At 69.2% G+C, this 21,728-nt stretch carries 17 protein-coding genes and 1 tRNA gene; 16 read left to right on the top strand and 2 right to left on the bottom strand.

What is annotated here, in order from left to right; genetic code table 11:
- The first annotated feature begins 53 nt into the window (after positions 1–53).
- From ACE3OK_RS02455 to ACE3OK_RS02440, 4 genes are read left to right on the top strand one after another with little or no spacing between them, the layout of a single operon-like run.
- The gene (locus tag ACE3OK_RS02455) at positions 54–512 is read left to right on the top strand and encodes a MarR family winged helix-turn-helix transcriptional regulator (protein WP_374247950.1); all 459 of its coding nucleotides are present in this window, start codon (positions 54–56) and stop codon (positions 510–512) included.
- A 13-nt stretch (positions 513–525) separates the two neighbouring features.
- Positions 526–1,959, top strand: coding sequence for an efflux transporter outer membrane subunit (locus ACE3OK_RS02450; RefSeq protein WP_374247949.1), 1,434 nt, complete (start codon positions 526–528; stop codon positions 1,957–1,959).
- 6 nt (positions 1,960–1,965) lie between these two features.
- The gene (locus ACE3OK_RS02445) at positions 1,966–3,183 is read left to right on the top strand and encodes an efflux RND transporter periplasmic adaptor subunit (protein WP_374247948.1); all 1,218 of its coding nucleotides are present in this window, start codon (positions 1,966–1,968) and stop codon (positions 3,181–3,183) included.
- Between the two features lie 13 nt (positions 3,184–3,196).
- Entirely contained in the window at positions 3,197–4,789 is a 1,593-nt protein-coding gene (locus tag ACE3OK_RS02440; RefSeq protein ID WP_374247946.1) for a DHA2 family efflux MFS transporter permease subunit, read from the top strand.
- Positions 4,790–4,799: 10 nt separating this feature from the next.
- Here ACE3OK_RS02440 and radA read toward each other — a convergent pair whose 3' ends face one another.
- Positions 4,800–6,188 carry a DNA repair protein RadA gene (gene radA / locus ACE3OK_RS02435; protein WP_374247945.1) on the bottom strand — a complete coding sequence of 463 codons (1,389 nt, stop codon included), beginning with the start codon at positions 6,186–6,188 and terminating at the stop codon, positions 4,800–4,802.
- Between the two features lie 136 nt (positions 6,189–6,324).
- On the opposite strand from radA, the gene ACE3OK_RS02430 reads away from it, so the two are divergent.
- The 12 genes from ACE3OK_RS02430 (at position 6,325) to ACE3OK_RS02375 (ending at position 19,722) form a co-directional block, all read left to right on the top strand.
- Positions 6,325–7,458: a hypothetical protein gene (locus ACE3OK_RS02430; RefSeq protein WP_374247944.1), complete on the top strand. Its 1,134-nt coding sequence runs from the start codon at positions 6,325–6,327 to the stop codon at positions 7,456–7,458.
- Positions 7,459–7,594: 136 nt separating this feature from the next.
- Positions 7,595–8,386, top strand: coding sequence for a L,D-transpeptidase (locus ACE3OK_RS02425; RefSeq protein ID WP_374247943.1), 792 nt, complete (start codon positions 7,595–7,597; stop codon positions 8,384–8,386).
- Positions 8,383–9,639 carry a dicarboxylate/amino acid:cation symporter gene (locus tag ACE3OK_RS02420; protein WP_374247942.1) on the top strand — a complete coding sequence of 419 codons (1,257 nt, stop codon included), beginning with the start codon at positions 8,383–8,385 and terminating at the stop codon, positions 9,637–9,639. The genes ACE3OK_RS02425 and ACE3OK_RS02420 overlap by 4 nt, the downstream gene beginning before the upstream one ends.
- Positions 9,640–9,831: 192 nt before the next feature.
- Positions 9,832–12,318 (top strand): bifunctional aspartate kinase/homoserine dehydrogenase I, encoded by a 2,487-nt coding sequence (gene thrA, locus ACE3OK_RS02415; RefSeq protein WP_374247941.1) that lies wholly within the window; start codon positions 9,832–9,834, stop codon positions 12,316–12,318.
- A 5-nt stretch (positions 12,319–12,323) separates the two neighbouring features.
- Positions 12,324–13,247, top strand: coding sequence for a homoserine kinase (locus tag ACE3OK_RS02410; protein WP_374248283.1), 924 nt, complete (start codon positions 12,324–12,326; stop codon positions 13,245–13,247).
- The gene (thrC, locus tag ACE3OK_RS02405) at positions 13,244–14,536 is read left to right on the top strand and encodes a threonine synthase (protein WP_374247940.1); all 1,293 of its coding nucleotides are present in this window, start codon (positions 13,244–13,246) and stop codon (positions 14,534–14,536) included. Before ACE3OK_RS02410 ends, thrC begins: the two co-directional genes overlap by 4 nt.
- Positions 14,537–14,632: 96 nt before the next feature.
- A tRNA-Arg gene (locus ACE3OK_RS02400) sits at positions 14,633–14,709 on the top strand.
- Between the two features lie 123 nt (positions 14,710–14,832).
- Positions 14,833–16,365, top strand: a complete 1,533-nt coding sequence (locus ACE3OK_RS02395; protein ID WP_374247939.1) for an aldehyde dehydrogenase family protein — start codon at positions 14,833–14,835, stop codon at positions 16,363–16,365.
- 8 nt (positions 16,366–16,373) lie between these two features.
- Positions 16,374–16,667, top strand: a complete 294-nt coding sequence (locus ACE3OK_RS02390; RefSeq protein WP_374247938.1) for a DUF4190 domain-containing protein — start codon at positions 16,374–16,376, stop codon at positions 16,665–16,667.
- Between the two features lie 4 nt (positions 16,668–16,671).
- Positions 16,672–17,733: a quinone-dependent dihydroorotate dehydrogenase gene (locus tag ACE3OK_RS02385; protein WP_374247936.1), complete on the top strand. Its 1,062-nt coding sequence runs from the start codon at positions 16,672–16,674 to the stop codon at positions 17,731–17,733.
- Complete coding sequence (gene murB, locus ACE3OK_RS02380; RefSeq protein ID WP_374248282.1) at positions 17,726–18,781, top strand: UDP-N-acetylmuramate dehydrogenase; 1,056 nt, start codon at positions 17,726–17,728, stop codon at positions 18,779–18,781. Before ACE3OK_RS02385 ends, murB begins: the two co-directional genes overlap by 8 nt.
- 23 nt (positions 18,782–18,804) lie before the next feature.
- Positions 18,805–19,722 (top strand): DMT family transporter, encoded by a 918-nt coding sequence (locus ACE3OK_RS02375; RefSeq protein WP_374248281.1) that lies wholly within the window; start codon positions 18,805–18,807, stop codon positions 19,720–19,722.
- A gap of 18 nt (positions 19,723–19,740) precedes the next feature.
- Here the strand turns inward: ACE3OK_RS02375 and ACE3OK_RS02370 are convergent, their stop codons facing one another.
- Positions 19,741–21,705 (bottom strand): HD domain-containing phosphohydrolase, encoded by a 1,965-nt coding sequence (locus ACE3OK_RS02370; RefSeq protein WP_374247935.1) that lies wholly within the window; start codon positions 21,703–21,705, stop codon positions 19,741–19,743.
- Between the last annotated feature and the right edge of the window lie 23 nt (positions 21,706–21,728).

Below are 21,728 nucleotides of genomic sequence, written 5' to 3'. Positions count from 1 at the left end.
TGATGCAATGTTTGCATTGACAACAATTGCATGGGCCGGCAAAATGCCGCGCCATGCATCCGCCCATCTCCAATTCCGAGGCTTGCACTGGCTCCGCGCTGGGGCTGCTGTTCCGCCAGACCCGCGATGCCATGTGGGCGCGGATGGAGCGCGAGCTGGCAGCCGCCGGCCATGAACTGACGTTCAGCCAGTTCATGGCCATGAAGAAACTGACGCTGGGCATCGCCAGCGTCACCGACCTGGCCCGCGCCGCCGACCTCAACCCCGGCGCAATGACCCGCCTGCTGGACAAGCTGGAAGCGCGCGGGCTGCTGGTGCGCGTGGCCGATCCCGGCGACCGCCGCGCCCTGCATATCCATCTCACCGAAGCCGGTCGCACGATGTGGCGCGACATCGATCAGTGCGGCCAGCGCGTGCGCGAACGCGCCCTGCACGGGATGGACGAAGCCACCCGCACCCATTTGACCCGCCTGCTGGAGCAGGTGCGCGACAACCTGCTGTCCCAGGATTGACCCCATGCCTCGAATGAAACTCCTCGTCTCCGCACTGTGCGGCGCGCTGCTGCTGGGTGGCTGCGCCGGCAACGCCGGCCTGGTGCCGCAAGGCCAACTGCGTGATGCCGGTGCGTTGCAGGCAAGCCGCGCACTGGCCGGCAGCCCCCTCACGCCGGCGGCATGGCCAAGCGACCAGTGGTGGACCCGTTTCGGCGACCCGCAATTGAATGCCCTGGTCGAGGAGGCGCTGGCCGGTGCACCGTCCATCGACGCCGCCGATGCCCGCGTGCGCAAGGCCACCGCGCAGGCCGGGCTGGCCGACGCCGTACGCCATCCCAGCGTGGGCGGCGGCGCGCAGATCGCCGGTTTGCAGATTCCCGACACCCTGGCCCCCGACCCGGTGGGCGGTACATTCAACCTTGCCTATCTGCTGACCCTGAGCCTGAAGTACAACCCGGATCCGTGGGGGGCTTCGCGCAGCAAATGGCAGGCCGCCGTGGGGAGCGCCCATGCCACCGAAGTGGACGCCCAGGCCGCGCGCCTGACGCTGGCGGCCAACGTGGCCCGGACCTATGTGGCGCTGGGCCAGGCATTCGATGCCCTGGATGCGGCCACCGCCGAGGTCGACCGCAGCAACGCGCTGGCGACGCTGGCCCGCCGTCGCCAACAGGCCGGGCTGGACAACGGCATCGGCCTGCACCAGAACGAAAGCGCCGCTGCCGCTGCCCACCAGCAGCAGCAAGCGGCGCAGCAACAGATCGACGCCCTGCGCAATGCGCTGGCGCTGCTGGCCGGGGCCGGGCCGGACCGCGGCCTGGCGATCCAGCGCCCGCACCTGGCCATGCCGGAGATCGGCCTGCCCTCGCAACTGCCCAGCGATCTGCTGGCCCGCCGCCCCGACGTGGTGGCGGCACGCTGGCGGGTGGAAGCCGCGCAACACGGCATCGCGGCGAGCAAGGCGGCGTTCTATCCCAGCATCAACCTGAGCGCGCTGGTCGGGCTGGGGGCAGGCCACCTGGGCGACGTGTTCGGCAGCAACGCCCTGCTGATCAACGGCGGCCCGGCACTGAGCCTGCCGATTTTCGAAGGCGGCGCATTGCAACAGCAGTTGCGTGGCAGCAATGCCGATTACGACCTGGCCGTGGCCAATTACAACCAGACCCTGCTGGCCGCGATCCGCGAGGTGACCGACGCCGTGCAAGCGGCACGCACGCTGGAGGCCCGCATCGCCAGCACCACCCAGGCGCGCACCGCCGCCAACACGGCGTACACGCAGGTACAGGCACGCCAGCGCGCCGGCCTTGCCAGCAAGTTGGACCTGCTGGCCGCGCAGAAACCGCTGCTGCAACTGGACCTGCAACTGGCCACGTTGCAAGCCGAACGCCGCACCGCCGGCATCAACCTCGATCAAGCCCTGGGCGGCGGCATCACCGCTGATGCCCCGTCCACCACCGCGTCCAAGTGATTGCCCATGACCACTGAAACCACCCCCAACACCTCCACCGGTCCGGCCACCCCGCTGCCGGCTTCGCAAAGCAGCGCACCCCCGGCCAACGGCAAGCGCCGACGCGCCTTGCTGACCGTGCTGACGATCGCCGTCGTGGCCGGCCTGGCCTGGATCGCGTACTACCTGCTGGTGGCGCGCTGGCACCAGGACACCGACGATGCCTATGTGCAGGGCAACGTGGTCAGCATCACCCCGCAAACCCTGGGCACGGTGGTGGCGATCAGTGCCGATGACGGGATGAAGGTGCACGCCGGGCAAGTGCTGGTGCAACTGGACCCCAACGACGCCAAGGTGGCACTGGAACAGGCGCAAGCCAACCTGGCCGCCACCGTGCGCCAGGTGCGCGGGCTGTACAGCAGCGTGGATTCGGCGCAGGCCGACATTGCCGCGCGCGAAGTGGCGCTGGCGCAGGCGCGTGCCGACGTGGCACGGCGCAGCGGGCTGGTGGCCAGCGGCGCGGTATCGGCCGAGGAACTGGCGCATGCGCAGGCCCAACTGCAGGTGATGGAAGCGGCGCTGGCCGGTTCGCGCGGACAGCTGGCACGTACCCACGCACTGGTGGATGCCACCACTGTCGCCAGCCAGCCGCAGGTGCAGGCAGCGGCCGCGCAATTGCGGCAGGCCTATCTCAATGCGCAGCGCACGGCCATCGTGGCGCCGGTGGATGGCTTCGTGGCCAAGCGCAGCGTGCAACTGGGCCAGCGCGTGCAGCCGGGCGCCCCGCTGATGGCCATCATCCCCTTGCAGCAAGTGTGGGTGGACGCCAACTTCAAGGAAACCCAGCTGCGCAACCTGCGCCTGGGCCAACCGGTGAAACTGACCGCCGACATGTACGGCGATGCGATCGAATTCGATGGCAAGGTGGCCAGCCTCGGCCTGGGCACCGGCAGCGCGTTCGCCCTGTTGCCGGCGCAGAATGCCAGCGGCAACTGGATCAAGATCGTGCAGCGCGTGCCGGTGCGCATCACCCTGGACCCCAAGCAGTTGCAGGCGCACCCGCTGCGGCTGGGCATGAGCATGGCGGTGGATGTCGGCGTGCGCGACCAGTCGCTGCCGGTGTTGCCGGCCACCGCGCCCACCCGGCCGGTGCTGGCCACCGACGCCTATGCCAAACAGCTGCATGACGCCGACGCGATGATCGAGGCGCTCATCGCCGGCAACCTGCCGGGCAGCAAGCGCTGATCGCGGCGGCCCCATGAGCACGCTTGCAGAGCAGGAAGAGGCGGCGGGCCTGCCGCCCGGGCGCGAGGCCACCACCCGCCTGGCGGATTTCCGACCGCCCAACGTCGCCCTGACCACCCTGGGGCTGGCGCTGGCCAGCTTCATGCAGGTGCTGGACACCACCATCGCCAATGTCTCGTTGCCCGCGATTTCCGGCAATCTTGGCGGCAGCGCCAATCAGGCCACGTGGGTCATCACCTCGTTTGCGGTCAGCACCGCGATTGCGTTGCCGCTGACCGGCTGGCTGGCGCGCCGCTTCGGCGAGCGCAAGCTGTTCATGATCTCCACGCTGGCGTTCGTGATCGCGTCGTTCCTGTGCGGCCTGGCGCACAGCATGGGCCTGCTGGTGGCCGCACGCGCCTTGCAGGGGTTTGTGGCCGGGCCGATGTATCCGGTGACGCAGGCATTGCTGCTGTCGATCTATCCGCCCGCCAAACGCGGCCAAGCCATTGCCTTGCTGGCGATGGTGACCGTGGTGGCCCCCATCGCCGGCCCGATCCTGGGCGGCTGGGTCACCGACAACTACAGCTGGGAATGGATTTTCTTCATCAACATCCCGATCGGCATTTTTGCAAGCGTGGTGGTGGGGTCCCAGCTCAAGGGCCGCCCCGAGAAGCTGGAAAAGCCGAAGATGGATTACATCGGCCTGGCCACGCTGGTGTTGGGCGTGGGTGCGCTGCAGATCCTGCTGGACCTGGGCAATGACGAAGACTGGTTCGCGTCCCCCACCATCGTGGCGCTGGCCATCGTGTCGGTGATTGCGCTGGCGGTGTTCGTGATCTGGGAGCTGACCGACAAGGACCCGATCGTCAACCTGCGCCTGTTCCGCCATCGCAATTTCGCCGCCGGCACCATTGCGATGGTGTTCGCCTACGGCGCTTTTTTCAGCGTCGGCATCCTCGTCCCGCTGTGGCTGCAGCGCAATCTTGGCTATACCGCCATCTGGGCCGGTTTTGCCAGCGCGCCGATCGGATTCCTGCCGGTCATCCTGGCGCCGCTGATCGGCAAGTACGCCAACAGGTTCGATTTGCGCATGCTGGCCACGGCGGCGTTCATCGTCATGGCCGCCACCAGCTTCACCCGCTCGCACTTCAACCTGGACGTGGATTTCGCGCATGTGGCCATGGTGCAGCTGATGCAAGGCCTCGGGGTCGCGCTGTTCTTCATGCCGGTGCTGCAAATCCTGCTGTCCGATCTGGAGCCGCACGAGATCTCGGCGGGCTCCGGCTTGATGACGTTCGCACGCACGCTGGGCGGCAGCTTCGCCGCGTCGCTGACCACGTATGCGTGGTCACAGCGCACCACCGTGCACCATGCCCAACTGACCGAACACATCAGCACCGCCGATCCCACGATGCTGGAAACCGTCGCCCGCTATGGCGGCGGTGACTTGCAGCGGGGGGCCTTCGTGCTGGACCAGATGATTTCGCAACAGGCGCTGCAAATCGGCTTCAACGAAATATTCCATCTGCTCGGGATCATCTTCCTCGGCGTGATCGTATTCGTGTGGGTCGCCAGGCCCCCGTTTGCCGCAAAAACCGGGGCCCCCGCCGGCGGCGGCCACTGACGCGAAGCGATCAGGCCTGTTCCAGCGCGTCGGCCAAGCGTTCCACGCCGATGACCTCCATGCCTTTGTAGCTGCCGGATTTCGGCGCATTGGCCTTGGGCACGATGGCGCGTTTGAAGCCGTGGGTGGCGGCTTCTTTCAGGCGTTCTTCACCATTGGGCACCGGGCGCAGCTCGCCGCTCAGGCCCACTTCACCAAAGGCCACGGTCTTGTCTGGCAACGGCGTGCTGCGCAGTGAGGAGAGCACTGCCAGCAGCACCGGCAGATCGGCGGCGGTTTCTTGCACGCGGATGCCGCCGACCACGTTCACGAACACGTCCTGGTCGCCCACCATCACCCCGCCGTGGCGGTGCAGCACCGCCAGCAGCATCGCCAGCCGGTTGCCCTCCAGCCCGACCACCACGCGCCGCGGGTTGGACAGCGGCGAGGCGTCCACCAGCGCCTGCACTTCCACCAGCAGCGGGCGGGTGCCTTCGCGGGTCACCATCACGCAGCTGCCCGGCTGCGGCCGGCCGCTGCCCGACAGGAAGATCGCGGACGGGTTGGCCACCTCGCGCAGGCCGCCGTCGGACATCGCGAACACGCCCAGCTCATTCACCGCGCCGAAGCGGTTCTTGAACGCGCGCAGCACGCGGAAGCGGCTGCCGGAATCGCCTTCGAAATACAGCACCGCATCGACCATGTGCTCCAGCACGCGCGGGCCGGCGATGCCGCCCTCCTTGGTCACGTGGCCGACCAGGAACACGGCGGTACCGGTTTCCTTGGCATAGCGCACCAGCCGCGCGGCCGCTTCGCGCACCTGGCTCACCGAGCCGGGCGCGGCCGTCAGGCTGTCCGTCCACAGGGTCTGGATGGAGTCGGCGATCAGCAGGCGTGGCTTGGCGGCGATGGCGTGTTCGAGGATGCGCTCCACGCAGGTTTCCGCCAGCCCGTGCAAGCCCTGCAGCGGCAGGCCCAGGCGCTGCGCGCGGCCGGCCACCTGCGCCAGCGATTCCTCGCCGGTGACGTACAGCCCCGGCAACGTGCCGGCCATTTTCGCCAGCGTCTGCAACAGCAACGTGGACTTGCCGATGCCCGGATCGCCGCCCACCAGCACCACCGCACCTTCCGCCAGCCCGCCACCCAGCACGCGGTCGAACTCGCCGATGCCGGTGGAAGCACGCGCCTGTTCGTCGGTGCGCACATCAGCCAGCGCAGTGATCTTCGGCGCGTCCACCTTGCCGGCCCATCCGCTGCGCCGCGAGGCCGGCGACTTGGCCTGCGCCGCCGTTTCCAGCGCGATCTCCGCCAGCGTGTTCCATGCCCCGCAGGCCTCGCACTGGCCTTGCCACTTGGGGTGATCGGCCCCGCAATCGGAGCACACATACGCGGTTCTGGATTTGGAAGCGGGCTTGGCCATGGGTACGCACATCGGACGGTACGGACACTGTAGCCGCCGTCCGTCGCAAATGCCGAGACGGATGCCCCTCCGGGCTCAAGATCGCGCGCCGGTGGACGCTAACGAAGATGAGCCTCCCCCGGTTTCCACACTCGCCATGATCGTCACCGGTTCCAACCTGCAATTGACCGGCAGCCACGCCTACCTGGACTACCAGCGCACGCAGGAATCCCTGACCGCGTGGAAGGACGGCCCGGACGGCCGCCAGCAGATCCAGCATGCGTCCACCCGCGAGCAGTTGCGGATGGGGGCCGGCAACGCGCAGGTCAGCCTGCAAACACACGCGCCGCGCCCCAGCCTGCCACCGCTGGCCAGCGCGCCGGCGGCCCCCGCCCCGGCCACGGCCGCCGACGAGGCCGCCGCCACCGACGCCACCGTGGACGACCCCGGCGACCTGAAGATGGCGTTCCTGCGGCTGCTGATCGAACAGCTCACCGGTCGCGCCGTGCAGGTATTCGATGCCAGCCAGATCAAGGCCGATGCCGAACCGCCATCGGAACTGGCCGCCGCCGCGCAACAACAGCAGGCCGCGCAATCGGGCGCCGCCGGCGGCAACGATCGCGTGGGCTGGGGGCTGAACTACCAGTACGAAGAGATCCACCAGGAAAGCGAAACCACGCAATTCACCGCCCAGGGCATCGTGCACACCGCCGACGGCAAGGAGATCGCCCTGACCCTCGAGTTGAACATGGCCCGCAGCTACGCCAGTCACACCAGCCTGTCGGTGCGTGCCGGCGATGCCCTGAAAGATCCGCTGGTGATCAACTTCACCGGCAACGCCGCGCAGCTGTCGCAAACCACGTTCAAGTTCGACCTCGATGCCGACGGCAAGGCCGACGACATGCGCTTTGTCAGCTCCGGCAGCGGACTGCTGGCCATGGATCGCAACGGCGACGGCAAGATCAACGACGGCAGCGAACTGTTCGGCGCGAAAAGCGGCAACGGTTTCGCCGACCTTGCACAATACGACGATGACGGCAACGGCTGGATCGACGAAAAAGACACGGCTTTCCAGACCTTGCGTGTCTGGACGCGGGATGACGCCGGCAACAACCACTTGCTGGGGCTGCTGCAAGCCGGCGTGGGCGCGCTGTATCTCGGCAAGGCCGACACCCCCTTCGCAGTGAAGGACAGCCACAACGTGCTGCAAGGGCAAATCCGCGCCACCGGCCTGTACCTGCGCGAAAGTGGCGCCGCCGGCACCCTGCAACAACTCGACCTGGTGGCCTGAAAGCAGATGACGTCGGGTAATCCGATGGTGATCGAGAAGGCCGGGCTGCAACAACTCGACCTGGTGGCCTGAAAGCAGATGACCGCGCGGCCATGCTGCGGCATGCTTGCAACACCCGCCGCCCGTCTTGATGCCGATGCGCCCGTTTCGATCCGTTGCATGCCTGCTGCCGCTCCTGCTTGCCGCCTGCGCCCACACCCCCGCCGCCCACGACGATGCCCGCCATTGGGCCAGCGCGCGGCAATTGGTGCTGGTCACCTCCACCGGCTGGGACGCCACCGATGGCGAGCTGCGCCGCTTCGAACGCAACGGTGACGGCAACGGCTGGAAGCAGGTCGGCGAGGCGATGCCGGTGACGCTGGGCCGCGGCGGCAGCGGCTGGGGCCTGGGCCTGAATCCGCAGCGTGGCGACGGCCCGGTCAAGCGCGAGGGCGACGGCAAGGCGCCGGCCGGCGTGTTCGCCATCGGCACCGCGTTCGGCTACGCCGACCGCGCAAATACCGGCCTGCGCTACCAGGCGATGACCGCCAATGACTGGTGCATCGACGTGCCGGCCTCGAACTACTACAACAGGATCATCGACCGCAGCACGGTCAAGGCGCCCTACCTCGACCAATCCAGCGAGCCGATGCGCCGCGACCTCCACGCCGACGGCGACCAGCGCTATCGCGAAGGCTTCGTGATCGAACACAACCAAGGCGGCGCGGCACGCGAGGGTGGCAGTTGCATCTTCGCCCACCTGTGGCAAGACCCGCAGACCACCACCGCCGGCTGCACCGCGATGGCGCCCGCCAGCATGGACGCGCTGCTGGCCTGGCTGGACGGGCGCCGCAAGCCGGTGTTCGTGCTGCTGCCGAAGGCCGAGTACGCGGCGCTGAAGCACGACTGGAAGCTGCCGGACATCACCGCCCCGGAGGGCAACCCGTGAGTCAGACCGCACGCGTGCTGACCGGCCTCGTCGCCGGTATCGTCCTCGGCATCCTGCTGGCATGGCTGGCGCCGGATACCGGGTTGCGGCTCGCCGCCGTCGTCGAGCCGTTCGGCAAGCTCTGGCTGAACGCCCTGCAGATGACCGTGGTGCCGTTGGTGTTCGCGCTGGTGGTGGTGGGCATCAACCAGGCCAGCGACGCCGCCCATTCCGGACGGGTCGCGCGGCAGGCCATCGTGAGCTTCGTGGTGCTGCTGGCCGCCGCCGCCGCGATGGCCGCCGTGCTGGCGCCGCTGGCGCTGTCGATGCTGCAGCCCGATCCGGCCGTGGCCGCCGCGCTGCGTGGCCATGCGCAGGACATCGCACCCCCCGCCGGCGGCTGGGCCGAGGCCCTCGTCGCACTCGTCCCCAGCAATGCCTTCGCCGCCGCCGCCGCCTCGGCGATGCTGCCGCTGGTGACCTTCGCGCTGTTCTTCGGCTTCGCGCTCACGCGCCTCGCGCCGGAGCCGCGCGCGCAGGTGGTCGGCCTGCTGAAGGCGATCAGCGACGCCATGATCGTGATCGTGCACTGGGTGCTCTGGGCCGCGCCGGTCGGCATCTTCGCGCTGGTGCTGGCGCTGACCGCGCGCGCGGGCCTGGGCATGCTGCAGGCGCTGGGCATCTACATCCTGCTGGAATGCGCGCTGTACGTGCTGGCGGTGGTGCTGCTGATCGCGGTAGCGGTGACCGTGGGCAAGCACCGGTTCGGCCACTTCATGGGCGGGCTGGTGCCGGTGCAGGCGGTGGCGGCCAGCACGCAGTCGTCGCTGGCCACGCTGCCGGCAATGCTGGACAGCGCTTCGAGCCGGCTGGGCATCCCTGCCCGGGTGTCCGGGCTGGTGCTGCCGATGGCGGTGTCGCTGTTCCGCATCACCTCGCCGATCCAGTACCTCGCCACCGCCTGCTTCATCGCCTGGGCGCTGGGCGTCACGCTCACCCCGGCGCAGCTCGCCACCGGCGTGGCGCTGTCGGTGCTGGTCAGCATGGGCTCGGTGGGCCTGCCGGGGCAGGCGATCTTCCTTGCCACCAACCTGCCGATCACCTCGGCGATGGGCCTGCCGATCGCTCCGCTGCCCGTGCTGATGGCGGTGGACGCCATCCCGGACGTGCTGGCCACCGTGGGAAATGTGACAGGCGACATGACCGCGACGGCGGTGGTGGCGGCGCGCTGCGGCGAGCCGGAACAAGCGGTTCCATCCGAAACCACCGCTTGACAGCCCTCGCTGCAGTGCAGCAGAGTCGACCCATGTCCCGCCGCATGACCACCACCACGACCATTACCACCGGTACCACGCCGGTGCGGTCGGTCATGCCTGGATAAACCATCCCAGACAACGGCCCCCGCAGCGAAGAGGCGGGGCGCGAATCCCGACTCGATGCGACGCGGGGCTTCCACCGGAGGCTCCATGGATTCGTCGCAACCTGCACCGCCAAAACCCGTTTGCCGCGCGCACAAGTTCGGCGGCAGTTCGCTGGCCGACGCCGGGCGTATCCGCCATGTCGCCGGCCTGCTGCTGGCCGATGGCGCTGCGCGACAGATCGCCGTCACCTCGGCGATGCACGGGACCACCAACGCGCTGGTGGCACTGGGTGAAGCCGCCACCGGCGGCGGTGACTGGCAGGAGGGGCTGGCCGCCCTGCGCCAACGCCATCGCGACACCGCGCGTGAACTCCTGACGCATCCCGATGCGGCGCTGGCGCGGATCGACGCGCTCTGCGGCGAGCTGGCCGAGCTGCTGCAGGCCACCTCGTTGCTGCGCCAGCCGGGCCGCACTGCGCTGGAGCGCATCCACGGCATGGGCGAAGTGCTGTCCACCCACCTGCTGCACGCCCATCTGTGCGAGCGCGGCGCGGACTATGCCCTGCTGGATGCGCGCGAGGTACTGGTGGTGCGCCACACCGACCTCGGCGCGGTGGTCGACTGGGATGCCAGCGCGGCGCTGCTGGCCGACTGGCGCGCACGCCACCCGCAGGCGCGGGTCAATATCACCGGCTATGTCGCCCGCGACGAACACGGCCTGCCCACCACGCTGGGCCGCAACGGCAGCGACTACTCCGCGGCGATCTTCGCCAGCCTGTTCGAGGCCGACGAGCTGCACATCTGGAGCGATGTCGATGGCGTGCTGTCGGCCGATCCGCGGCTGGTGCCGGAGGCGGTGCCGCTGGCGGCGATGAGCTATCGCGAGGCCTGCGAGCTGGCCTATTTCGGGGCCAAGGTGATCCACCCGCAGACGATGACGCCGGCCATCGCGCGCGGCCTGCCGATCCTGATGCGCAACACCTTCCGCCCCGATTTCCCCGGCACCCGCATCGACGCCGATGGCGACCGCAGCGCCGCCGGCCCGGTGAAGGGACTCACGCTGGGCGGCGACCTGGCGCTGGTGTGCCTGGAAGGCGCGGGCCTGATCGGCGTGCCCGGCACCGCCGAGCGCGTATTCGCGGCGCTGCATGCCGCGCACATCTCGGTGGTGATGATCTCGCAGGGCAGCTCCGAGCATTCGATCTGCTGCGTCGTCCACCAGCGCGAAGCGGCAGCCGCGCGCGACGCGCTGCGCGAGGCGTTCGCCCGCGAACTGGCCGGGGCACAGGTGCAGGGCGTGACGATGCTGGCCGGCGTCAGCGTGCTCGCCGCGGTGGGCGACGGCATGGCCGGCACGCCGGGCGTGGCGGCGCGCATGTTCGATGCGCTGGCGCGCGCCCGGGTCAACATCCGCGCGATCGCGCAGGGCGCCTCCGAGCGCAACATCTCGGTGGCGATCGACTCCGCCGATGCCGCGCGCGCGCTGCGCGCGGTGCACGCCGCGTTCTGGCTGTCGCCGCAGACGATCGCGCTTGCGGTGATCGGCCCCGGCAAGGTCGGCAGCGCCCTGCTCGACCAGCTGCAGGCGGCGCTGCCGCGGCTGCGCGAACGGCACAACATCGACCTGCGCCTGCGCGCACTGGCCAGCCGCAACTCGCTGTGGCTGTGCGAACACGGCGCAGACGCCGACTGGCGCGCGCGCATGCAGGCCGCACCGTCCGCGGACGGCCTCGACAGCCTTGCAGCGCACCTGCTGGACGCACACCTGCCGCACGCCGTGATCATCGACTGCAGCGCCAGCGACACCGTCGCGCAGCGCTACCCGGACTGGCTGGCGGCCGGCATCCACGTCATCACCCCGAACAAGCAGGCCGGTGCCGGGCCGCTGGAACGCTATGGAGCGATCCGTGCGGCGCAGGCGAAAAGCGGCGCGCGCTTCCGCTACGAGGCCACGGTGGGCGCCGGGTTGCCGGTGATCTCCACCCTGCGCGACCTGCTGGACACCGGCGACGAACTGCTGGCCATCGAGGGCATCTTCTCCGGCACGCTGGCCTGGCTGTTCAACATGTTCGACGGCAGCAAGCCCTTCTCCACGCTGGTGCGCGAGGCGCATGCGCTGGGCTACACCGAACCCGACCCGCGCGACGACCTCTCCGGCACCGACGTGGCGCGCAAGCTGGTGATCCTCGCCCGCGAATCCGGCATGCCGCTGTCGCTGGCCGACGTGCAGGTGGAAAGCCTCGTCCCCGACGCCCTGCGCGACGCCGACCGCGACGCCTTCATGGCCGGGCTGGAAACGCTGGACGCACCGATGCGGGCCCGGCTGGAGGCCGCGCGAGCCAAGGGCCACGTGCTGCGTTATGTCGCCCGGTTGGAACGTGATGGCAAGGCGTCCGTTGCACTGCGCGAACTTCCCGCCGACCATGCTTTCGCCCATCTGCGACTGACGGACAACTGCGTGTCGTTCACCACCCGCCGCTACTGCGACAACCCCTTGGTCGTGCAAGGCCCCGGTGCCGGGCCGGACGTCACCGCCGCCGGCGTGTTCTCCGACCTGCTGCGGCTGGCCGCAGCGCTGGGAGCCAGGCTGTGAGCGCCGTGCGATACGAGGCGCGGGCGTTCGCACCCGGTTCGGTCGGCAATGTCGGCGTCGGCTTCGACGTACTCGGCCACGGCATCGCCGGCATCGGCGATGTCGCCACCGTGCGCCGCATCGAGGTGCCGATGGTGCGGATCAGTGCCATCCGCGGCGCCGTCACCGACCTGCCGCAGGAGGCCGCGCGCAACACGGCCGGAATGGCGCTGATCGCCCTGCGCGAGGCGCTGGCGCTGCCGTTCGGCTTCGAGATCGAGATCGACAAGGGCATCCCGCTGGGCTCCGGGCTGGGTGGCTCGGCCGCGTCCTGCGTGGCCGCGCTGGTGGCGGCGAACGCGCTGCTGGAGGTGCCGCTGCCGCCGCACGCCCTGTATCCGCATGCGCTGGCCGGCGAAGCCGTGGCCAGCGGCGGCCGCCACGGCGACAACGTCGGGCCGATGCTGCTGGGCGGGCTGGTGCTGGCCACCGCGGAGCGACTGACCAAGGTCGACGTGCCGGCCAGCTGGTACGCGGCGGTGGTGCATCCGCACGCGGTGCTGGAAACCCGCCGCGCGCGCGAAGCGCTGGCCGGGGCCTATGCGCTGAGGGAGTTCGTCGCGCAAAGCGCGAACCTGGCGCAGGTGCTGCTGGGCTGCGAACGCGGCGACGCGTCGCTGGTGCGGGCCGGCCTGTCGGACGTGCTGGTGGAGCCACGCCGCGCGCCGCTGATCGCGGGTTTCGCGGCAGTGAAGCAGGCCGCACTGGAAGCCGATGCCATGGGCGCCAGCATTTCCGGCGCGGGGCCCAGCGTGTTCGCCTGGTGCGAGGATGAAGCCACCGCACGGCGCGCGGGCGGCGCGATGACGGCTGCATTCGCCGCCGCCGGCATCGACAGCGACCTGCACCTCACGCCGGTGGCCGGCCCCGCCGCCGAGGTGCTGGCATGAACGCCTACAGCACACGCGGCCGCGCGCCGCTTGTTTCGATCGCGGATGCCATCGCCGCCGGCCTCGCGCCGGATGGCGGCCTGTACATGCCCGCAACATGGCCGTCGTTCACCGCCGCGCAGTTCGAAGGCGCGGACACGCTGGCCGACGTCGCCACCCGCTTCCTCGCCCCGTTCTTCGCCGGCGGCGCGCTGGAATCCGCCCTGCCCAGCATCTGCACCGACGCGTTCGCCATCGCGCCGCCGCTGGTGGATTTCGGCAAGCGCGGCGACTTCCTGCTGGAGCTGTTCCACGGGCCCACCGCCGCGTTCAAGGACTACGGCGCGGCCTTCCTGGCCGGTTGCCTGGCGGCGCTGCCGCGCGACGACAAACCCTTGACCATTGTGGTCGCCACCTCCGGCGACACCGGCGCAGCGGTGGCCGCCGCCTTCGACGGCCGGCCCGGCTTCCGCGTCGCCATCCTCTATCCCGATGGCCGCGTCTCCCCGCGGCAGGCGCACCAGCTGGGCTGCTTTGGCGACAACATCCGCGCGCTGCGGGTGGACGGCAGCTTCGACGACTGCCAGCGCCTCGCCAAGACCCTGCTCGCCGATACCGCCTACCGCGCCGAGGTGCCGCTGGGCTCGGCCAACAGCATCAGCCTGGGCCGGCTGCTGCCGCAGGCGGCCTATTACGCGCACGCCGCCCTGCAGCACTGGCGCAGCACCGGTCGCACGCTGAACTTCGTGGTGCCCACCGGCAACCTCGGCAATGCGCTGGCCTGCCTGCTGGCCAAGCGCATGGGCCTGCCCATCGGCGAGGTGGTACTGGCCAGCAATGCCAATACCGTGCTGCCGGATTTCTTCGCCGGCGGCGACTACGCGCCGCGGCCCAGCATCGCCACGCTGGCCAACGCGATGGATGTGGGCGCGCCCAGCAACTTCGAGCGCCTGCAATCCCTGTATCCCGACAACGCGGAACTGCGCGCCGCCCTGCGCGCCGAAGCGGTCAGCAATGCGCAGATCCGCGCCGCCATCGTCCGCGTCCGCCACGAGCGCGGCCACGTCCTCTGCCCGCACACGGCGTGCGCCGCCGAGGTGCTGGACCGCCTGCGCGCGGGCGGCGCGCAGGGCGACTGGGCCGCCGTGGCCACCGCCCACCCGGCCAAGTTCCCGGAAGTGGTCGAACCGCTGCTGGGCGAGGCCATCGTCCCGCCACCGGCACTGGCGGCGATGCTGCAACGGGAAAGCCACGCGCAAGCGCTGGCCAACGATGCAGCGCTGCTGAAGCAGCACTTGCGGAATGCCTGAGCCTCTCGGGCATTCCGCACAACAACTTTGGGCGAATCAACATGCCATGCCGACGGACTGGCGAAATTCGCCATGCATGGGATAATGGCGGGTCATGGCCCCGTAGCTCAGCTGGATAGAGCGTCCCCCTCCTAAGGGGAAGGTCGCCCGTTCGAATCGGGCCGGGGTCGCCAGCTCGCCCGTTCGCATTCCGGAAGCAGGCAGGCAACGGCTTTCAGGGTAGGCATGCGCCGGCCTTGTGCGTCTTGTTTGAACTTGACCTGCTCTACGCCAGTACAACTCATCGGAGATCCACCATGTCCCATCCCGTCCTCACTGCGCTCGGCCTCGCCGCCGTCGAATCCGGTACCTATCTCGGCAACGGCGAATGGTCGAAGACCACCGATGCCGGCGTGATCGAACCGGTCAACCCGACCACCGGCGAGGTACTGGGCCGTGTGCACGCCTCGTCGCAGGCGGATTACGAGCTGATCGTCGAGCGCGCGCAGGCCGCCTACAAGGTGTGGCGCACCACCCCGGCACCGCGCCGTGGCGAGGCGATCCGCCTGTGCGCCGACGCGCTGCGCACCCACAAGGACGCGCTGGGTTCGCTGGTGGCGCTGGAAATGGGCAAGTCGAAGCCGGAAGGCGACGGCGAAGTGCAGGAAATGATCGACATCGGCGAGTTCGCCGTGGGCCTGTCGCGCCAGCTGTACGGCCTGACGATGCACTCCGAGCGCCCGGGCCACCGCATGTACGAGCAGTGGCACCCGATCGGCCTGGTCGGCGTGATCTCGGCATTCAACTTCCCGGTGGCGGTGTGGGCCTGGAACAGCTTCATCGCGGCGATCTGCGGTGACATCACGCTGTGGAAGCCCTCGCCCAAGACCCCGCTGTCGGCGATTGCGTCGATGAAGATCTGCAACGAAGCACTGCGCGCCGGCGGCTTCCCGGACATCTTCTTCCTGTTCAACGACGCCGGCAGCGAGCTGGCGCAGCAGTTCGTGGACGACAAGCGCATCCCGCTGATCAGTTTCACCGGCAGCACCCGCGTCGGCCGCATGGTCGGCGAGCGTGTCGCGCGCCGGATGGGCCGCAGCCTGCTGGAGCTGGGTGGCAACAACGCGATCATCCTCGATGAAACCGCCGACCTGAAACTGGCGATCCCCGGCATCGTGTTCGGTGCGGTCGGCACCGCCGGCCAGCGCTGCACCACCACCCGTCGCCTGATCGTGCACGAAGCCGTGTACGACGACGTGCTGGCCAAGCTCATCACCGCCTACAAGCAGGTGGAAGGCAAGATCGGCGACCCCACCGACCCGGCCAACCTGATGGGCCCGCTCAACAGCAAGGACGCGGTGGACGCCTACCTCGACGCCGTCGCCAAGGCCAAGGCCTCCGGCGGCACCGTGGAAACCGGCGGCGCGGCGATCGACCGCCCCGGCAACTTCGTGCTGCCCACCATCGTCACCGGCCTGAGCAACGACGCCGAGATCGTCCAGCACGAGACCTTCGCGCCGATCCTGTACGTGATGAAGTACAAGGACCTCGACGAAGCGATCGAAATGCAGAACGCAGTGCCGCAGGGCCTGAGCTCGTCGATCTTCACCACCAATCTCAAGCGCGCCGAGGCGTTCCTGTCGGCGGCCGGCAGCGACTGCGGAATCGCCAACGTCAACATCGGCACCAGCGGCGCCGAGATCGGCGGCGCGTTCGGCGGCGAGAAGGAAACCGGCGGCGGCCGCGAGTCCGGCAGCGATGCGTGGAAGGCCTACATGCGCCGCCAGACCAATACAATCAATTATTCTGATGCGCTGCCGCTGGCACAGGGCATCAAATTCGACCTGTAAGGACGGCAATGAACGCAGCTGCGCGCCAAACCAACTCGCTTGCCGTGGTCAGTCTTGTCTGCGGCATCCTGGGCTGGACCTTGCTGCCCTTCCTCGGCAGCCTGGTGGCGATCATCTGCGGGCACATGGCCCGCAGCGAGATCCGCCGATCGCCCGACACCCAGGAAGGCGACGGGCTGGCCGTGGCCGGGCTGGTGCTGGGCTACCTGGTGATCGGCGTCTCGGCCCTGGTGGTGATCGGGGTGGTCCTGTTCTTCGGCGGGCTGGCGGCACTGCTGGCCGTTGCCGGCATGGGGCACTGAGCACTTGTACTCGCTGGCACGCCCATTCCTGTTTGGCGTCGATGCCGAGCGTGCGCACGGCATCGGTTTGCTGTCGCTGGAAGCCGCCTACCGTTGCGGCCTGAACCCGCTGCTGGCGAACCGGCCGAAGCCGCTGCCCACCAAGGCCTTCGGCCTGACCTTCCCCAATCCGGTGGGCCTGGCCGCCGGGATGGACAAGAACGGCGCGCACATCGACGCATTGCTGGGGCTGGGCTTCGGCTTCGTGGAAGTGGGCACGGTGACGCCGCTGCCGCAACCGGGCAACCCCCGGCCGCGCATGTTCCGCCTGCCGGAACACGCAGCGGTGATCAACCGCATGGGCTTCAACAACGAAGGCGTGGACGTGCTGGTGCGCAATGTCGAGCGTGCCAAGCGCAAGACCGGCTTGCTGGGCATCAACATCGGCAAGAACAAGGACACCCCGAACGACCGCGCCGAGTTCGACTACCTGCTGTGCCTGCGCAGGGTCTATGCGCTGGCCGATTACGTGGCGATCAATATTTCCTCGCCCAACACCGCCGGCCTGCGCGAATTGCAGGAAGAACAGGCGCTGCGCAGGCTGGTGGGCACGCTGCGCGACGAGCAGGAAAAGCTGGCCGGCGTCCACGGCAAGCGGGTGCCGGTGCTGGTGAAGGTGGCGCCCGACCTGTCGGAAAGCGACATCGACGCCTGCGCCCGGGTACTGGGCGACTTGCAGGTGGACGGGGTCATCGCCACCAACACCACCATCGCCCGCGACGGCGTGGCCGGCGCCCCGCATGCCGAGCAGGCCGGCGGGTTGTCGGGCGCACCCTTGATGGGCCAGGCCACCACGGTACTGCGCATGCTGCGCACCCGCTTGCCGGATGCCATCCCGTTGATCGGCGTGGGCGGCATCATGCACGGCGCCGATGCCGCCACCAAGCAGACCGCGGGCGCAGCGCTGGTGCAGACCTATACCGGGCTGGTCTATCGCGGCCCGGCACTGATTGGCGAATGCGTGGAAGCCTTGCGCCGGCGCAAGGAAGCCCCCAGCCGCGGCACCCTGCCGCCCGACCATCCCTGAGCCCGTGTCCAGCGCCTATCGTCTGACCGAACATGCGCGGCTGGATGCGCGCAACACGTTCGGCGTGCCCGCACGCGCGCCGATGCTGGTGGAAGTGACCGACACTGCGGCACTGCCGGAATTGTTCGGCTACGCGATGCTGCGTGCTGCCGACCTGTTGCTGCTGGGCGGCGGCAGCAACCTGCTGTTTGCCGGCGACGCGCCGGGGGCGGTGCTGGCGCTGCAGACCCGCCGCATCACCCTGCTGGATGAAACCGACCACACCGCCATCGTGCGGGCCGATGCCGGCGTGGTCTGGCACGAGTTCGTGTTGTGGACGCTGGGGCATGGCTTGACCGGGCTGGAAAACCTGGCGCTGATCCCCGGCACCGTGGGTGCCGCGCCCATCCAGAACATCGGTGCCTACGGCGTGGAGGTGCGCGAGCATGTGCGGCAGGTGCAGGCCTTCGACCGGCATGCCGGCAACTTCGTGACGCTGGACGCGGCGGCCTGCGCGTTCGGCTACCGCGATTCGCTGTTCAAGCACGACGGCGACCGCTACGTGGTCACGGAGGTGGAATTCGCCCTGCCGCGCCGGTTCCAGCCGCGCCTGGACTACGCCGGCATCGGCGAGGAATTGCATGCCATGGGCGTGACGGCCGCACCACGCGCGTCGCAGGTGGCCGAAGCGGTGATGCGCATCCGCCGCCGCAAGCTGCCCGACCCGACGCTGGTGGGCAATGCCGGCAGCTTCTTCAAGAACCCGATCGTGCCGGCCGCACAGGCCGAGACGCTGCTGGCCGCGCACCCCGCCCTGCCGGTGTTCCGGGGCGCGGATGCCGGCTCGCGCAAGCTCTCTGCCGCCTGGCTGATCGACCAATGCGGCTTCAAGGGCCATCGCGACGGCGATGCCGGCGTGTCCGCCAGCCATGCACTGGTGCTGGTCAACCACGGGGCCGCCACCGGCCTACAATTGCTGGGGCTGGCGCACAGGATCGCCGACGCCGTGCAGGCGCGCTTCGGCGTGGCGATCGAGCCGGAGCCGCGCATCGTGGGCGCCACGTGGTGAGCAATAACCCGCATCGCCAGCACCTGCGCGCAGCGCTGCTGATGCTGGGCAGCACCGCCGGGTTCGGGTTGATGGCGATCTTCATCCGGCTGGCATCGAAGACCGTCCCGACCTGGGAAGTGGCGTTCTTCCGCAACCTGTTCGGCTTCCTCGCCCTGCTGCCGCTGCTGGCTGCGCCGGCGCTGCGACAGCCGCAACCGCTGCACGCCTTCGCCGCCAACGTGCGCACCCGGCAATTGCCGCGCTACCTGGTGCGCACCGCGATCGGCATCGCCAGCATGTTCTGCGGGTTCTGGGCGATCGCCCACCTGCCGCTGGCGCAGGCGATCTCGCTGACCTATTCCTCGCCGATCTTCGTCACCATCGCCGCCATCCTGATGCTGGGCGAGAAGGTGCGCATCCGTCGCTGGCTGGCGGTCACCGCCGGTTTCATCGGCGTGCTGGTGATCGTGCAGCCGTGGTCGCATGCGTTCAGCGCGAAGACGCTGGTGGCGGTGGCGGCGGCGGTACTGAGTGCGCTGGTGGCGATCCAGATCAAGCAGCTTTCCGCCATCGACAAGGCCGACACGATCGTGTTCTGGACCTATGCGCTGTGGGTGCCGATGTCGCTGCTGCCGGCGCTGCTGGACTGGCACTGGCCGCAGGGCCGCACCTGGTTTTGGCTGCTGGCCACCGGGCTGATGGGCACCACCGGGCAATTGCTGTGGACGCGCGCGCTGAAGCTGGGGGATGTTTCGGCGCTGACGCCGATCAGCTTCACGCAATTGCCCATCGTCACCCTGGCCGGCTGGCTGCTGTTCGGCGAAGCGGTGGGCGCGGCCACCCTGCTGGGGGCCGGCATCATCCTGGCGTCCACGTTCTACATCGCCCACCGCGAGGCGCTGCTGGCCCGCCGGGCGGCGTCGAAAGCGGTCAACGAGGCCAATCCACCGGGCGAATGAGCAGCCCCGGCACCGGTGCTACAGGTAATCCTCGATCCGCACCGCGTCGATCTGTTCCGGCGCCAGGAAGCGCTCGGCGTATTCGCGGTACACCCCGGCACGCAGGAACAGTTCGAACAGACCGGCGTCGATGTGCGCGCTGGCGCGCATCGAGGCCATGATCGCCAACGCTTCCGACAGGGTCTTGCCGGCTTTGTAGGGCCGGTCGGCGGCCGTCAGGGCCTCGAAGATATCGGCGATCGCCATCATCCGGGTTTCCATGCACAACTGGCTGGCATCCAGCCGCCGCGGATAGCCGGTTCCATCGAGTTTCTCGTGATGGCCACCGGCGATCTCCGGCACCGAACGCAGGTACTTCGGCAGCGGCAACGCACCCAGCATTTCGATGGTGAGCACGATGTGCTGGTTGATCTTGTAACGCTCTTCCTCGGTCAAGGTGCCGCGCGCCACCGCCAGGTTGTGCAACTCGCCGCGGTTGTAGAGCAGCTCCGGCACCTGCATGCGGAAGCCCCAACGGTTGCTGTCGGACATGTGCTCGTTGCTGGGGCGCGGAATGCGATGCTCGGGGCGGTCGGCCAGCAGCGGCTCCAGTGTCGGCAGCGCGGGGGCGGGTTGCGGGTAACGCTCCAGCTCGTCGCGGGACAGGCCCAGGCGGTCGTCCAGCGTGCGCTGCCAGCACCGCTGGCCGATCACGTGCAGGCGCTCGCGATCCTCGCGCGACAGGAATTCGCCACCCACGTTGCAGCGCGCGACGAACGCGAATTCCTCGTCCAGCGCAAGCAGCAGCGCATCCCGCCGCTCGCGCAGCGGCGGCTCTTCCAGGCCGGCGGCCCGGCCCTGCCAATAGGCCACCTCGGCATCGCGCTTGAGCACTTCGAAACGCATGCGCACTTCATGGATGCGGTTGTGCAGGGTTTCCAGCTTGGTGGCCTTGTCCACCACATATTCCGGCGTCACCACCTTGCCGCAATCGTGCAGCCAGCCGGCGATCTGCAGTGCCTCCCACTGTTCGCGGTCGAGCGTGTAGCCGGCGAACGGCCCCGTCTGCGCGGCGCAGGCGGCGCGCGCCAGCATGAAGGTGAGCTCGGGCACGCGCGAGCAATGCCCGCCGGTGTACGGGCTCTTGGCGTCGATCGCGTTGGCGACCATGTGGATGGTGGCCTCCACCAGCGCCTTCTGGCTGCGCAGCAGTTCCTGCGTTTCCAGCGAGGTGGCCGCACTGGCCGCCACCGCCTCGATGAACGCGACCACCGAGGCATCGATGACATCGTCCTTGAACAGCAGCAGCATGCCCAGCAGTTGCTCGCTGCGGTCGCGCACGGGCAATGCCAGGACCTCCAGCCGCGACAACCCCGCGTCCAGCCCGAGCGTCCGCAATTCACCGGTCTGCAAACGCCCGCTCAAGGGCTGCATGATGGCCGCCGCCGCTGCCAGCAATGCCGGCAGCGCGCCCGGATGCAGCGGCGGCAGATCCGGCGCGGGCGTGGCCCTGCCGCCCTCGACATCGAACGCGCAGGCACGCAGCGCATCCGTGGCCGGATCGATGAGATAGAGCACGCCGCCGCGTGCGCCGGCGATGTCCACCAACTTGTCCAGCAGCCAGGGACGCAGCGCCTCGAAATCCGTTTCCACCGCCAGCCGCCGGTTGATGCGCAGGAAACGCCGGACCGCATCGCGCATCAGGTCGAAAGCCGCGCCCAGCTCGGCAATCTCGCGTACCCGCGAGCGCACCACCGGGTGATCGCTGAAATCGAAGCGGCGCACCGCTTCCGCCTCGCCCTCCAACTGCGCCAGCGGTGCCGCGATCCGACGCGCCATCACCAGTGCCACCACCAGCACGGCAAGAATCAACAGCACCAGCTCCCACACCCCCGGGATCAGCTCGGCAAACGCGCGCAGGAACCCCGCGGTGGCCAGTGCCAGGCCAACCGCCAGCACGGTGATGTGCAGGTACAGCGGAAAACTGATGCGCCTATCACCCATGGCGCCCCCCAACGCGTTCGGCA

Origin of the sequence: Thermomonas sp. (genome assembly GCF_041905325.1) — a bacterium.
GTDB lineage: Bacteria > Pseudomonadota > Gammaproteobacteria > Xanthomonadales > Xanthomonadaceae > Thermomonas.
The sequence above is the reverse complement of the archived record's forward strand: the minus strand, read 5'-3'. Positions and strand labels throughout refer to the sequence as shown.

Bases quoted from the DNA above. Each gene is read 5' to 3' on its own strand.
- ACE3OK_RS02430 (WP_374247944.1), top strand. From the start codon at position 6,325: ATGATCGTCACCGGTTCCAACCTGCAATTGACCGGCAGCCACGCCTAC.
- ACE3OK_RS02425 (WP_374247943.1), top strand. From the start codon at position 7,595: ATGCGCCCGTTTCGATCCGTTGCATGCCTGCTGCCGCTCCTGCTTGCC.
- ACE3OK_RS02440 (WP_374247946.1), top strand. From the start codon at position 3,197: ATGAGCACGCTTGCAGAGCAGGAAGAGGCGGCGGGCCTGCCGCCCGGG.
- ACE3OK_RS02395 (WP_374247939.1), top strand. From the start codon at position 14,833: ATGTCCCATCCCGTCCTCACTGCGCTCGGCCTCGCCGCCGTCGAATCC.
- ACE3OK_RS02390 (WP_374247938.1), top strand. From the start codon at position 16,374: ATGAACGCAGCTGCGCGCCAAACCAACTCGCTTGCCGTGGTCAGTCTT.
- ACE3OK_RS02445 (WP_374247948.1), top strand. From the start codon at position 1,966: ATGACCACTGAAACCACCCCCAACACCTCCACCGGTCCGGCCACCCCG.
- ACE3OK_RS02455 (WP_374247950.1), top strand. From the start codon at position 54: ATGCATCCGCCCATCTCCAATTCCGAGGCTTGCACTGGCTCCGCGCTG.
- ACE3OK_RS02370 (WP_374247935.1), bottom strand. From the start codon at position 21,705: ATGGGTGATAGGCGCATCAGTTTTCCGCTGTACCTGCACATCACCGTG.
- thrC (WP_374247940.1), top strand. From the start codon at position 13,244: ATGAACGCCTACAGCACACGCGGCCGCGCGCCGCTTGTTTCGATCGCG.
- radA (WP_374247945.1), bottom strand. From the start codon at position 6,188: ATGGCCAAGCCCGCTTCCAAATCCAGAACCGCGTATGTGTGCTCCGAT.
- thrA (WP_374247941.1), top strand. From the start codon at position 9,832: ATGGATTCGTCGCAACCTGCACCGCCAAAACCCGTTTGCCGCGCGCAC.
- ACE3OK_RS02450 (WP_374247949.1), top strand. From the start codon at position 526: ATGAAACTCCTCGTCTCCGCACTGTGCGGCGCGCTGCTGCTGGGTGGC.